This window comes from Pseudomonas synxantha BG33R (assembly GCF_000263715.2).
Taxonomy (GTDB): Bacteria; Pseudomonadota; Gammaproteobacteria; order Pseudomonadales; family Pseudomonadaceae; genus Aquipseudomonas; species Aquipseudomonas synxantha_A.
Genome location: NZ_CM001514.1, coordinates 4959944 through 4973377 on the forward strand (window position 1 = coordinate 4959944; position 13434 = coordinate 4973377).

The window sequence follows — 13434 nt, forward strand, 5'->3', positions numbered from 1 at the left end:
TTACCTGCTTATTCTTCGCTGGTGTGCACTTTACGGTGCAGGATCGCCTGGAATTCATCGGCGAAGGTGTAGTAACGGCCGATCAAGGTTTCGCTGGTTGCGGCAAAACGGTTGTAGGCGATTACTGCGGGGATAGCGGCGAACAGGCCGATCGCGGTGGCGATCAGGGCTTCGGCAATACCCGGGGCCACGGTGGCCAGTGTGGCTTGCTGGGCCTGGGCCAGGCCGCGGAAGGAGTTCATGATCCCCCATACGGTACCGAACAGGCCGATGTACGGGCTGACGGAACCGACGGTGGCAAGGAACGGCAGGCCCTGCTCAAGTTTCTCTTCTTCGCGGGAGATGGCCACGCGCATGGCGCGGGCCACGCCTTCCATCACCGCTTCAGGGTCGACACCCGGCTGCTGGCGCAGGCGCGAGAATTCCTTGAAACCGGCACGGAAGATCTGCTCGACGCCCGAATCCGGATCCGGGTTGCTGCCGGCCTGGCGGTACAGCTTGGACAGGTCGATACCCGACCAGAAGCGCTCTTCAAAGCTCTCCAGGGCACGTCGACCGGCGCGCAGCATGTTGCTGCGCTGAAAAATCATAACCCAAGAGGTAACCGATGCGGCTACCAGGGTCAGCATGACCAGTTGAACCACAACACTGGCATTGCTGACCAGGCTCCACATGGAGGAATGGTCGACGACGGTAGGTTCCACGCTAAATCTCCTGCTTTGATTGTTGACCCGCGCCGCTCACGGCGGCAAAGGCCGCGCGTAGAGTTTCGGGAATGGCCCGAGGTTTCAAGCTGTTGGTGCGCACACACGCCACCAGGAACTGCCCCTCACAGAGCAGCGTTGCATCCGTGGCCCGCCTGACCTGCTGTTTGAAGCGCAGGCTGGCACGGTTCAATTCGATTACTTCAGCGCTGACCAGCAGCTCGTCGTCCAGTCGCGCCGGTGCGTGATAACGCGCCTCGCTGGAATGCACGACGAATAACAGGTCCTCCCCTGCCAGCGTGGATTGGGCAAAGCCCAGCTCCCGTAGCCGCTCGGTTCGAGCCCGCTCCATGAATTTCAGGTAGTTGACGTAATACACGATGCCGCCGGCATCGGTGTCCTCGTAATAAACGCGACAGCGATGTGCGAACGACTGATCCCCGTTTTGCGCGCGCATACTCTAGTGCTTACTCCTCAGGTTGCCAATCCGGCTGGACAACTGTTTTTTCATTCCTGAACGCTTTTGCAGTGACTCAAATGACGACGCCAGACACTGGGACAGCACAAAGCTCGGATAAATCGTCCGGCGTCAGCTTTTTAATCGTCCACTGCATCAAGGAATTCGTCTACCGCAGGCATCTCGCCCAATCGTGACGGAATGTTTAGCCCAAAGTGCAAATAGGCATGGCGCGTCACCACCCGGCCCCTCGGTGTACGCATGATATAGCCTTGCTGGATCAGGTACGGCTCCAGCACATCCTCAATGGTATGGCGCTCTTCACTGATAGCCGCCGCCAGGCTGTCCACGCCGACCGGGCCACCGTCGAACTTCTCGATCATGGTCAAGAGTAGACGTCGGTCCTGGTGATCGAAGCCGTGCTCGTCCACGTCCAGCAGGTTCAAGGCCAGGTCCGCGACCGCCTTGGTGATGTGCCCTTTGGCACGCACTTCGGCAAAATCGCGCACGCGGCGCAGCAAGCGGTTGGCGATACGTGGCGTGCCGCGGGCGCGCCGGGCGATTTCAAAGGCGCCTTCCGGGTCCAGGGGCAAGCCAAGGATGCTCGCCGAACGGCTGACGATGGTCGCCAGATCAGCGGTGCTATAGAACTCCAGACGTTGAACAATGCCGAAACGGTCTCGCAGCGGGTTTGTCAGCATACCCGCACGCGTGGTCGCGCCCACCAGGGTGAAAGGTGGCAGGTCGAGCTTGATCGAACGGGCTGCCGGGCCTTCGCCGATCATGATGTCGAGCTGGAAGTCCTCCATCGCCGGGTACAGCACTTCTTCGACAATCGGTGATAACCGATGGATCTCGTCGATAAACAGTACGTCATGGGGTTCAAGATTGGTCAGCAGCGCCGCCAGGTCACCGGGACGCTCCAGCACCGGGCCGGAGGTGGACTTGATCGACACGCCCATTTCCTGGGCGATGATATTGGCCAGGGTGGTCTTGCCCAACCCCGGCGGGCCGAAGATCAGGGTGTGGTCCAGGGACTCACTGCGCCCGCGCGCGGCCTGGATAAACAGCTCCATCTGCTCGCGCACGGTAGGCTGGCCGATGTATTCGGCCAGGCTCAGGGGGCGGATGGCCCGGTCCTGGACTTCTTCACGGTCACGCGGGCCGGTGGCCGCGATCAGACGATCAGCTTCAATCACTTAAATCATTCCCTTCAGGGCTCGGCGGATCATGTCTTCGCTGCTCAGGTTCTTGTCCTTGATGGCCGATACCGCCTTGCTGGCTTCCTGAGGCTTGTAGCCCAGGGAGATCAACGCACTGACGGCATCGCTTTCGGCGCTGGCGATCTGGCCTGCCGGCATATCCGGCTGGTTCGGTACCAGGGCGAACATGCTCGGCACCACTTCCCAGGCCTTGAAGCGGTCCTTGAGCTCCACCAACAGGCGCTCGGCGGTTTTCTTGCCCACTCCCGGCACCTTGGTCAGGGCCGAGGTATCCTGGGCGGATACCGCACGCACCAATTCATCCACTTCCAGGCTCGACATCAAGGCCAGGGCCAATTTGGGCCCCACGCCATTGAGACGAATCAGCTCGCGGAAGAAATCGCGGTCGCGCTTGCCGATGAAACCATAGAGCAGTTGCGCGTCTTCACGCACCACCAAATGCGTGTGCAAGGTTATCGGCTCGCCGACCGACGGCAAGCGGTACAACGTGGTCATGGGCACTTCCAGCTCATAACCCAACCCATTCACATCCAGAATCAGGTGCGGCGGCTGTTTTTCGGCCAGGGTGCCGCGCAAGCGTCCAATCACGGTTCAGATCCTTAAAGCTTGGGGGTCAGATCAGGGCCTGACCGCAAATAACCAATGCGCTGATGCTATCAGAGACGCAGCCGCCCGCCACGACTACGTGCCGTTCCCAAGCCGTGAGGCAGCAGGCTGGAACGGGTATGTGCATGGCAAATGGCGATGGCCAGGGCGTCAGAGGCGTCGATCTGCGGTTTTGAAGTGAGCTTGAGCATGTGCATGACCATCATCTGCACCTGTTCCTTGTTGGCTGCACCGGTGCCGACCACGGCCTGTTTGACCTGGGTCGCGGTGTATTCAGCGATCTCCATGCCCTCCTCGGCACCCGCCACGATGGCAGCGCCACGGGCCTGGCCGAGCTTGAGCGCCGAATCGGCGTTCTTGGCCATGAAGACTTTTTCGATGCCCATGGTGACCGGGCCGTAGGTCTGGATGACTTCACGTACGCCGCGATAGACGATCTGCAGCCGCTCGGCCAATTCCCCTGCGCCGGTGCGGATGCAGCCCGAGGCAACATAGATGCAGCCGCGCGGGGTCTGCTGCACCACGCCAAAACCGGTGATGCGCGAACCGGGGTCGATACCTAGGATTAAAGTCATAACGCCTGCGGGTTGGATTTACAACGGTATGTGCCAGGCACACATTTGTGTAACAGCATAGAACCCCAGTGGGAGCTGGCTTGCCTGCGATGCGGGCACCTCGGTACTTCTGTCAAATCGAGGTGATGCTATCGCAGGCAAGCCAGCTCCCACATCGGGTCTCATCGTGCTTAGGCAAGCTGTTCGGCCACAGACTCAGGGATGTCGGCATTCGAATACACATTCTGCACATCATCCAGATCTTCAAGCATATCCAGCATCTTCAACACCTTCTGCGCCCCCTCCAGGTCCAGCTCGGCACTGGTGGTCGGCAGCATCACGATTTCCGCGTCGGTGCCGCTGAAACCAGCGGCTTGCAGGGCATTACGCACGGCGTAGAAGCTGGCGAACGAGGTAAACACATCGATAGAGCCGTCTTCGTTGGTGACCACGTCGTCGGCGTCCGCCTCCATCGCGGCTTCCATCAGCGCGTCTTCATCGGTGCCAGGCGCGAAGGTGATCTGCCCTTTGCGTTCGAACAGGTAGGCCACCGAACCATCCGTGCCGAGGTTGCCACCGCATTTGCTGAACGCGTGGCGCACGGCTGCGGCGGTGCGGTTGCGGTTATCGGTCATGCACTCGACCATCACCGCCACGCCGCCCGGGCCGTAGCCTTCATAGGTCAGTTCGACCATATCGTCGGTGTCGGCCGCACCGGCACCACGAGCCACGGCGCGGTCAATGATGTCGCGGCTCATGTTGGCACCCAGCGCCTTGTCCAGCGCCAGGCGCAGACGCGGGTTGGAGCCCGGGTCACCGCCGCCCTGACGGGCTGCGACGGTCAGTTCGCGAATCCACTTGGTGAAGATCTTGCCCTTCTTGGCATCCTGACGCTCTTTGCGGTGCTTGATGTTCGCCCACTTGGAATGGCCAGCCATAACACAACTCCGAAATTCTCTAGAAACCTTATCAATCCCGCCCCCGGCGGGATTTCCCTCTTTTAAACGCAAAGGCGCATCCGAAGATGCGCCTTTTTGACTGCGTACAACCTTATCGCGCTTTCACGCTGCAGCCTTACTCAGCCTTCGGCGTCTCGCGCAGACGGATGTGCAGTTCGCGCAAGGCCTTGGCATCCACCACACCCGGGGCCTGGGTCATGACGTCCGCAGCGCTCTGGGTTTTCGGGAAGGCAATCACTTCACGGATCGACTGGGCGCCGGTCATCAGCATCACCAGACGGTCCAGGCCGAACGCCAAACCACCGTGCGGTGGCGCGCCGTATTTCAGGGCGTCGAGCAGGAAGCCGAACTTCTCTTCCTGTTCCGCTTCGTTGATGCCCAGCAGGCGGAACACCGCTTGTTGCATCTCTTTGCGGTGGATACGGATCGAACCGCCACCCAGCTCAGTACCGTTGAGCACCATGTCGTAGGCACGGGACAGTGCGCCTGCCGGGTTGGCTTCCAACTCCTGCGGGGAGCACTTCGGCGCGGTGAACGGGTGGTGCAACGCGCTGAAGCTGCCGTCGTCGTTCTCTTCGAACATCGGGAAGTCGACGACCCACATCGGTGCCCATTCGCAGGTCAGCAGGTTCAGGTCGTGACCGAGCTTGATACGCAGCGCGCCCAGGGCTTCGCTGACGATCTTGGCCTTGTCGGCGCCGAAGAACACGATGTCGCCGTCAACGGCGCCGACGCGATCGAGGATCGTGTTCAGGTTGGCTTCAGGGATGTTTTTCACGATCGGCGATTGCAGGCCGTCAACGCCGTTGGCACGCTCGTTGACCTTGATGTAGGCCAGGCCCTTGGCACCGTAGATACCGACGAACTTGGTGTAGTCGTCGATCTGCTTGCGCGGCATGCTCGCGCCGCCAGGTACGCGCAGGGCAGCAATGCGGCATTTAGGGTCGTTGGCCGGGCCGCTGAACACCTTGAAGTCGACATCCTTGAGCTGGTCGGCCACGTCCACCAGCTCCAGCGGGTTACGCAGGTCTGGCTTGTCGGAACCGTAGCGGCGCATGGCTTCTTCGAAGGTCATGTGCGGGAATTCGCCGAACTCCAGGTCCAGCACTTCCTTGAACAGGTTGCGGATCATCTGCTCGGTCAGGCCCATGATCTCTTTTTCATCGAGGAAGCTGGTCTCGATGTCGATCTGGGTGAATTCCGGCTGGCGGTCAGCGCGCAGGTCTTCGTCACGGAAGCACTTGGCGATCTGGTAGTAACGGTCGAAGCCGGCCACCATCAGCAGTTGCTTGAACAGCTGCGGCGATTGCGGCAAGGCGAAGAAGCTGCCGGCGTGGGTACGGCTAGGCACCAGGTAGTCGCGCGCGCCTTCCGGGGTGGCCCGGGTGAGGATCGGCGTTTCGACGTCGAGGAAGCCGTTCTCGTCCAGGAAGCGACGGATGCTGGTGGTCATGCGCGAACGCAGGCGCAGCTTCTCGGCCATTTCCGGACGACGCAGGTCCAGGAAGCGGTAGCGCAGGCGGGTTTCTTCGCCCACGTCGGAGTATTCGTTGAGTGGGAACGGCGGGGTTTCCGACTCGTTCAGCACTTCCAGCTCATAGCCCAGCACTTCAATGCCGCCGGACGCCATGTTCTTGTTCACGGCACCGGCCGGACGCAGGCGTACCTTGCCGGTGATCTTGACGACGTATTCGCTGCGCACCCGGTCGGCGGCGGCGAAGCTCTCGGCGCGGTCCGGGTCGAACACTACCTGGGCCAGACCATCGCGATCACGGATATCGAGGAAGATCACCCCGCCGTGGTCGCGGCGACGGTGAACCCATCCGCAAAGGGTGATTTCCTGACCTTCCAGGGTCTCGTTCAGTTGGCCGCAATAGTGGCTGCGCATCATGGTCGTGGTTTCACTTCTCGTAATTCGAAATTCGGTGGCAGGCCCGCCTCGTCACCGTACATTAAAGCAGGGGACGGATAATGCAGGAGCCTGCGCGTAGAGTTCAACTCAGTCTGCTTTGTCGCCGCCGGCCAGGTTCTTCTTGGCACCGGTCTTGAAATCAGTCTCGTACCAGCCGCTGCCGCTCAGGCGGAAGCCCGGCATGGACAACATCTTCTTCAACTCAGGTGCCTGGCAGGCAGGGCAATCGACCAGCGGCGCTGCGCTGATCTTCTGAATGGCTTCCAACTGGTGACCACAGGAAGCGCATTGATAGTCGTACATGGGCATGGAGATGTCTCGGCGATCAGATCGTTACAGCGCCACGCCCTGCCCTGTGCATAAAGCCCCGGCATGCGCAGCAAAGCGCGGGATTATATCTGGTAAATCGACACAGCGCAGCCGGCTTTCTGCCCCGGGGCCGGCCCACAAGGATGAAGGCCGGGCCCAGGGCCGCCGAGCTACGACGCGAAGGTGCCCTCAGCGGCGGGAGCAACCCGGCCCTTGAGCACGTGAACCACGCACACCACCCTCACCAGCCCACTGAAGTTCTTCACGCCTCCGTAACGCAGATGCACTTCCCGATCGACATAGGACAACAAGGCACTGACCGAACAGGCATTGATCCTGGCGATCTCCGTCAGGATGTTCCAGTAGATCTGCTCAAGCCGCAGGCAGGTCGAAAACCCATTGAGCCTGACCGACCGCGACAACGGCTTGGCCAGTCCCATATCGAACCCTTTTGCAAAAGGGTCGACCTTTATCTTGTGAAAACCACAGGTTTCCATCACTCCTTTACCCATTCCACGTGACATACACCCGACACTCCATTGCCAAACAGCAGCCAATGGGCTTCTCCCATTGAACGATGGGCCTATAAAACAGCACCCAGCGTGCAGCAGCCAGAAGACGGGGAGTCGTTAGTCGTAGGACAACGCCAGGAAGCGCAGGGAAACAAGCAGGCAGCGCTGAAACAGCGCCGCCCGGGTTCGACAGTTACTGGTTTTCGAGCAGCGAACGCAGCATCCACGCGGTTTTCTCGTGTACCTGCATACGCTGGGTCAACAGGTCGGCCGTCGGCTCATCGCTGACCTTGTCCAGCAGCGGGAAGATGCCTCGCGCGGTACGCGTAACCGCTTCCTGACCGGCCACCAGTTGCTTGATCATCTCTTCGGCGCTCGGCACACCCTCCTCTTCCTTGATCGAAGACAGGCGGGCGTAGATCGAATAGGCGCCCGGTGCCGGGAAGCCCAGGGCACGGATGCGCTCGGCAATGGAGTCCACCGCCAGCGCCAATTCGTTGTACTGCTCCTCGAACATCAAGTGCAGCGTACGAAACATGGGGCCTGTGACGTTCCAATGAAAGTTGTGGGTCTTCAGATACAGAACATAGGTATCGGACAGCAGTCGTGAAAGTCCGTCGACGATGGACTTACGGTCTTCTTCACTGATACCAATATCGATTGCCATGTTTTTCCCCTTCAATTGACGAGTATTCATTGATCAGGTGCAGGACCACTCTAGCAAGAGAGCGAGCCGCATGCAGCCCGTCACACCCAGGCGACCTGCGGCAAATCGCCCCGCATCGCTTGCAACTCGCGAATTGGCAAGCCTTTTTAGCCGTAGGAACGGTCTCGCAACGCCCGCCAAAAAATCCTGCACCTGTCTAGGACAAGCGTTTGCCGCACAAATGCCGTTGCCGTCGCAACACCCCGAAATGCTTGATTTGAGTAGGCACAGCCTTTGCTGTTAAATAGACGCCGTGTGGCTGCCGTTTATTCCTGCGGCACTTCACATAGGCTGATACCCGCGCACGTGCTCAACGCCTCCCATTGTTCAGAAGCGAACCGTGCCAGTCAGCTCTTCCTTGTGATCCGTCTTAACGTGAGTTAATCAAAATGTTGAAAATCGTCCACCTGCTAACGGGCGTTGCAGCTTTGCTGCTGTCCTTTATCCCGAGCCTGCAGCCTGAAAGCCTGCCCTACCTGCAACAACATGACGCTCTGTACCTGGCCTTGTTCGGCCTTCTTAACCTGACGCTCGCACCGGTAATCCCTTACTGGAACAAAGGCACGCGTCATCAACTGCAAAACCTGGTCAGTGCGCTGCTGGTGCTGACTGTTGTTGTTCAAACCCTCACCCTTTTGGCGCCTATGCCTGAAGTGGGTGGCCATCCGGCTATCCTGCTCAGCCTGGTGATTGCTGTGGTTGCCATTGTTCTTCACCTGGCCATCAGCTTCTACCGTTCGTCTCCGGCGGCCGCGTCGCAAAACTACGACATGACCAACCGGGATACCGGTACCGTCAAGTGGTTCAACACCTCCAAAGGCTTCGGCTTCATTTCCCGCGATTCGGGCGACGATATCTTCGTCCACTTCCGGGCTATCCGTGGCGAAGGCCATCGCGTGCTGGTCGAAGGCCAGCGCGTGGAGTTCTCGGTGATGAACCGTGACAAGGGCCTGCAAGCCGAAGACGTCATCGCTGCCCTGCCGCGTCGCTGATCCCAAGCCTTCGCAGCAAAAAAACCGCGATCCGGCGTTGGCTGGATCGCGGTTTTTTATGGCCTGTGCATTTCAATAGTGCGGCGGCGGTGCTTCTTCTTCAGATGACTCGAACTGACCGCCCATTTCTTCCTGGCGCTTGAGCAAGGCCGTCATTTGCAATTGCAGGCGTTCAACCGCCCGCTGCTGTGTGACCAGGATGTCGTTGAGGGTCTCGATGGTGTCGTCCTGGAAGGCCAGGCGGCTTTCCAGGTCGGTAACGCGCTCTTGCAGGTCCATGATTCAGTCCTGGGTAAAGATGAAGTCGGCAGGCAACAGCGCACGCAATCGAGCGCGAATCGCCGCCACTTGCTCTTGGGTATAGGGCCGGGCCGGGTGCTTGCCCCACACCGGTGCCGGCCAGGCGGCGTCATCGCGTTTGCGCACAATCACATGCACGTGTAATTGGCTGACGACGTTACCCAGCGCACCGATGTTCATCTTGTCAGCGGCCAGCCCCTCGTTAAGCAGTTGCGCCAGGGCCGTTGTTTCTTGCCACAAGGTTTGTTGATCTGCGACATCCAGTTGAAACACTTCGCTGATACCGTCGATGCGTGGCACCAGAATGAACCAGGGGTAATTGGCGTCATTGGACATTAGCAGGCGACAGAGCGGGAAGTCCCCAATGGCCAAGGTGTCTTGTTGCAGGCGTTGATCTAAGGCGAACACGTGGACACTCCGTTCGGCAGGTCGGGACAGGCGCCCAGCATACCTTTGAACGCCCAAGGCTTCACGGCCAATCCTGGCACTGTTGAGGCAGGCGGGTAAAAAATGCACCTTTTGGAGGCAGAAAAACAGTTGATCTACGCTAGACCGGGCCTTTACGGCACGCACCAAAATGACCCATTCGTGCGTCAAAGGGATCCGCCAATTACCCACTGATGGGGGTGAACCGGTAACGTTTTACCCAAGTGAAGGTTTTGCGCGGCACCCGACAGTGGTAACACCCTGGACGTCAAGCCCAAACCAAACGGCGTAAGAGGCCCGTGCTTATGCGGTTTTTACATTCCCATCACGTTTTTCACGAAAAAATGACATTCGGTCGCAGGTTTGAGCACGCTTGTTGCATTCACCCCCGTATCGTCGGCAACGGCACCCGTTTGGAAGCAGGTGTTTCGCGATAAAAGTAGTGGCGTTTCAGTGTGTATCAAGGAAGTGTTCAAACTTTGAAAGAAGTCTGAAAACAGCATTGAAGTTGTCAGCCTGGATACATTTTGGGCTGTGAATTTGCGACATGGATCTAGCGATTTACGACAGCCTCGTAAAGAAGCTGAAAGGATAATTGAGTAAGTATCGTCAATAGAGCCTGCGTGAGATAACTTTGCGCCGGCACAAAAAGAAAGAGCCGCCCAGATAAAAATACAGGTGGGACGGCAGTACTCTTCCTAAAACCAAAGGAGCAAATCACGATGCGCGTGATGAAGTGGAGCATGATCGCCCTGGCTGTTTCAGCAGGCACCTCGCAGTTCGCAATGGCGTCCGCCCAGGACGATTCCAAGGGCTTTGTTGAAGACAGTACTTTCAGCATCAATACTCGCGCTCTGTACTTCAGCCGCGACTTCCGTAATGAGCCAGGGGGCGGTTACAGCACCGTCAACGGCAAGCGTAAAAGCCGCGCCGAAGAAACCGGCCTGGGCTTCAATGCCCTGTACGAATCCGGCTTCACCCAGGGCACCATCGGTGTCGGTGTGGACGTGATCGGCCTGATGGGCCTCAAGCTCGACAGCGGCAAGGGTCGCGCCGGCACGGGTCTGTTCCCTACCGGTTCCGACGGTCGCTCCCAGGACGACTACTCCAAAGGCGGCGGCGCAGTTAAGTTCCGCATCTCCAATACCGTGTTGAAAGTGGGTGACCAATACACCACCGCACCGGTGTTCGCCTCTGATGACAGCCGTCTGTTGCCGGAGCTGCCACAAGGTATCTCGATCACCAGCAACGAGATCAAGGGCCTGAAGCTTGAGGGCGGCCACTTCACCTCAAGCGTCGCGCAGGCGCAGACCTACCACGACAGCCTGGGCCTGACCAAAACCGACTTTGTCGGCGGCGTCTATGCCTTCACTCCAGAAGTCACCGGTAGCCTGTACTACGCGAAAACCGAAGATTACTTCCGCAAGTACTACAGCAACCTGAACTGGACCCACGCCCTGAGCGATGACCAGTCGTTCGCGCTGGACTTCAACATCTACGACACCAAGAGCGATGGCGCCGGCCTGCAACGTGCAGAGAAGGATGGCGTGACCAAGCTCGACAACCGCGCGTTCAGCTTGCAGGGTGCCTACACCATCGGCGCACACACCTTCACCCTGGCAGCCCAGAAGGTTACCGGTGACGGCGACTACGGCTACGGCGTAGACGGCGGCGGCACGGTGTTCCTGGCCAACTCCATCGCCCGTTCCGACTTCAACGCCGAAGGCGAGAAGTCCTACCAGGCGCGCTATGACATCAACATGGCAACCTTCGGCATTCCTGGCCTGAGCTTCATGACGCGTTACGTTACCGGTAGCGGCGCCAACACCGGCACTACCAGCAACGGCAAAGAATGGGAACGCGACATCGAAGCCAAGTACGTGATCCAGAGCGGCCCGGCAAAAAACCTGAGCCTGCGCCTGCGTCAAGCGACTTATCGTTCCGGGGATGGCGTTTACTACGGTTCGCCGTCGATCGACGAGCTGCGTCTGATCGCGAACTACCCGCTGAACATCTTGTAATTGCCGGTTTAATTACAACGATGGCTTGAGGCTTCGGCCTTAAACAAAAAGCCGCTCCTCTGTTTAAACAGGGAGCGGCTTTTTTATTGCAGTTTTATTTCAACCAGCAAAACAACTAGCAAGCTAAGTAACTAGTTTATCAAAGCTGACCTTTCGGCCAACTTCGATAGCAGTACGCCAAGTTATTTCGGCGCACTTTCCTGCATCACGCGAATAACCCGTTGTGGGAACGGAATATCAATCCCTGCCGCTTTCAAACGGTCACGTGCCAGTTCATTAAACATAAACACCACGTCCCAATAATCCGGGGTATTGGTCCAGCAGCGCAGCGAAACGGTGATGGAGCTGTCGCCCAGGGTCGATACCACCGCTACAGGCGCAGGATCAGCCAGCACGCGTGGGTCTTTGGCCAGCTCCAGCAACACTTCACGGGCTTTTTGCAGGTCGGCCTCATAGTCCACGCCTACATCAAACACTACTTTGCGGGTTGGCTGGCGGTTGGTGTTGGTGATGATGCCATTGGACAGGATGCCGTTCGGCACGATCACTGTCTTGTTGTCACCGGTACGGATCACCGTGTGGAAGATCTGGATGCTATCGACGGTACCCGAGGTGCCCTGGGCTTCGATCCAGTCACCGATGCGGAACGGACGGAACAGCAGAATCAGCACACCACCAGCGAAGTTCGCCAGGCTGCCCTGCAATGCCAGGCCGATCGCCAGGGTTGCCGCACCGATGGCGGCGACGAACGAGGTGGTTGCCACGCCGATCATCGAGGCCACGCTGACGATCAGCATGACTTTCAGCGCAATGTTCGCCAGGCTGGTGACGAAGTGCTGCAGCGCCAGGTCGGCGTTGCGCACGGCCAGCAAACGGCCTACGCGATGGGTAAAGACATTGATCAGCCACCAGCCAATGGCCAGGGTGATCACTGCCAGCAATACCCGGCTGCCATATTCCATGATCATGGGGATCCAAGACTGAGAGGTCTTGATCAGGTGATCCATTTCAGCGTTCAAATCCATCTACTTTCTCCTGTGGTGCGGCGATAGGGCTCTATTGACTGCCTGAAAACGCAATTGAGCCCCGAAGGGCTCAATTGCAGGCACTGATTCTGGGGCGTGGGACGTCAAAAATACCCACAGGTTCCCCAGAGTGCCATCAGTCGCGGAAGTTATTGAACTGCAGCGGCATATCGAAAGTCTTGGCACGCAGGGCCGCGATGGCCTCTTGCAGATCATCGCGCTTCTTGCCGGTGACGCGAACCTGCTCGCCCTGAATGGCGGCCTGGACCTTGAGCTTGGCGTCCTTGATGTGGGCGACGATCTTCTTCGCCAGTTCCTTGTCGATGCCTTCCTTGAGCACGGCTTCCTGCTTCATCAGCTTGCCGGAAGCATAGGCGTCCTTGACTTCAAGGCACTGCACGTCGATCTTGCGCTTGACCAGGGCCAGCTTGAGGATCTCGATCATCGCTTCCAGCTGGAAATCGGCTTCAGCGGTCAGGTTGACGGTCAGTTCCTTTTCCTTGAATTCGAAGCTGCCCTTGCCTTTCAGGTCATAGCGACGGTCCAGTTCCTTGACGGCGTTCTCGACGGCGTTGGTGACTTCGTGTTTGTCCAGTTCAGATACCACGTCGAACGAAGGCATGTGATTTCTCCAATATAAGGGGCAGGCTCAGTAGAGATGGAGCGCGCCCGAGCTAAAATGCCGGGGCATTATAGCGGTTCTTTCGCGCCGTTCACCGCTGGCGACC

Annotated in this window: 16 protein-coding genes; 2 read left to right on the forward strand and 14 right to left on the reverse strand. The window is 58.7% G+C overall.

Going from position 1 to position 13434, the window contains the following annotated elements; genetic code table 11:
- Positions 1 to 8: 8 nt before the first annotated feature.
- From tolQ to PSEBG33_RS05860, 10 genes are all read right to left on the reverse strand, one after another.
- On the reverse strand, positions 9 to 704 hold the full coding sequence (gene tolQ / locus PSEBG33_RS05905; protein WP_003193865.1) for a protein TolQ: 696 nt from the start codon (positions 702 to 704) through the stop codon (positions 9 to 11).
- Position 705: 1 nt separating this feature from the next.
- A complete protein-coding gene (ybgC, locus tag PSEBG33_RS05900) occupies positions 706 to 1161 on the reverse strand; it encodes a tol-pal system-associated acyl-CoA thioesterase (RefSeq protein WP_005790903.1) in 456 nt (151 codons plus the stop codon).
- 140 nt (positions 1162 to 1301) lie between these two features.
- A complete protein-coding gene (ruvB, locus tag PSEBG33_RS05895) occupies positions 1302 to 2360 on the reverse strand; it encodes a Holliday junction branch migration DNA helicase RuvB (protein ID WP_005790907.1) in 1059 nt (352 codons plus the stop codon).
- Complete coding sequence (gene ruvA / locus PSEBG33_RS05890) at positions 2361 to 2972, reverse strand: Holliday junction branch migration protein RuvA (RefSeq protein WP_005790908.1); 612 nt, start codon at positions 2970 to 2972, stop codon at positions 2361 to 2363.
- 68 nt (positions 2973 to 3040) lie between these two features.
- Positions 3041 to 3565: a crossover junction endodeoxyribonuclease RuvC gene (gene ruvC, locus PSEBG33_RS05885; RefSeq protein ID WP_005790910.1), complete on the reverse strand. Its 525-nt coding sequence runs from the start codon at positions 3563 to 3565 to the stop codon at positions 3041 to 3043.
- Between the two features lie 170 nt (positions 3566 to 3735).
- Positions 3736 to 4482, reverse strand: coding sequence for a YebC/PmpR family DNA-binding transcriptional regulator (locus tag PSEBG33_RS05880; RefSeq protein WP_005790912.1), 747 nt, complete (start codon positions 4480 to 4482; stop codon positions 3736 to 3738).
- A gap of 136 nt (positions 4483 to 4618) precedes the next feature.
- On the reverse strand, positions 4619 to 6394 hold the full coding sequence (gene aspS, locus PSEBG33_RS05875; RefSeq protein ID WP_005790914.1) for an aspartate--tRNA ligase: 1776 nt from the start codon (positions 6392 to 6394) through the stop codon (positions 4619 to 4621).
- Positions 6395 to 6502: 108 nt separating this feature from the next.
- On the reverse strand, positions 6503 to 6724 hold the full coding sequence (locus PSEBG33_RS05870) for an FmdB family zinc ribbon protein (protein WP_003193872.1): 222 nt from the start codon (positions 6722 to 6724) through the stop codon (positions 6503 to 6505).
- Positions 6725 to 6894: 170 nt separating this feature from the next.
- Positions 6895 to 7248 (reverse strand): ribbon-helix-helix domain-containing protein, encoded by a 354-nt coding sequence (locus PSEBG33_RS05865; RefSeq protein ID WP_032803701.1) that lies wholly within the window; start codon positions 7246 to 7248, stop codon positions 6895 to 6897.
- Between the two features lie 181 nt (positions 7249 to 7429).
- On the reverse strand, positions 7430 to 7903 hold the full coding sequence (locus tag PSEBG33_RS05860; protein WP_003193874.1) for a Dps family protein: 474 nt from the start codon (positions 7901 to 7903) through the stop codon (positions 7430 to 7432).
- Positions 7904 to 8331: 428 nt separating this feature from the next.
- Here PSEBG33_RS05860 and PSEBG33_RS29940 point away from each other — a divergent pair, with 428 nt between their 5' ends.
- Positions 8332 to 8934 (forward strand): cold-shock protein, encoded by a 603-nt coding sequence (locus tag PSEBG33_RS29940; protein WP_005790922.1) that lies wholly within the window; start codon positions 8332 to 8334, stop codon positions 8932 to 8934.
- Between the two features lie 72 nt (positions 8935 to 9006).
- Here the strand turns inward: PSEBG33_RS29940 and PSEBG33_RS05850 are convergent, their stop codons facing one another.
- Both PSEBG33_RS05850 and PSEBG33_RS05845 read right to left on the reverse strand, forming a co-directional pair.
- Positions 9007 to 9213, reverse strand: coding sequence for a SlyX family protein (locus PSEBG33_RS05850; protein ID WP_005790924.1), 207 nt, complete (start codon positions 9211 to 9213; stop codon positions 9007 to 9009).
- 3 nt (positions 9214 to 9216) lie between these two features.
- Entirely contained in the window at positions 9217 to 9642 is a 426-nt protein-coding gene (locus PSEBG33_RS05845) for an HIT domain-containing protein (protein WP_005790926.1), read from the reverse strand.
- Between the two features lie 740 nt (positions 9643 to 10382).
- Between PSEBG33_RS05845 and PSEBG33_RS05840 the strand changes: the two genes are divergently transcribed.
- The gene (locus PSEBG33_RS05840) at positions 10383 to 11681 is read left to right on the forward strand and encodes an OprD family porin (protein WP_005790933.1); all 1299 of its coding nucleotides are present in this window, start codon (positions 10383 to 10385) and stop codon (positions 11679 to 11681) included.
- 182 nt (positions 11682 to 11863) lie between these two features.
- Here PSEBG33_RS05840 and PSEBG33_RS05835 read toward each other — a convergent pair whose 3' ends face one another.
- Entirely contained in the window at positions 11864 to 12706 is an 843-nt protein-coding gene (locus tag PSEBG33_RS05835; protein WP_005790935.1) for a mechanosensitive ion channel family protein, read from the reverse strand.
- 136 nt (positions 12707 to 12842) lie between these two features.
- Positions 12843 to 13328, reverse strand: coding sequence for a YajQ family cyclic di-GMP-binding protein (locus tag PSEBG33_RS05830; RefSeq protein WP_003193880.1), 486 nt, complete (start codon positions 13326 to 13328; stop codon positions 12843 to 12845).
- Between the last annotated feature and the right edge of the window lie 106 nt (positions 13329 to 13434).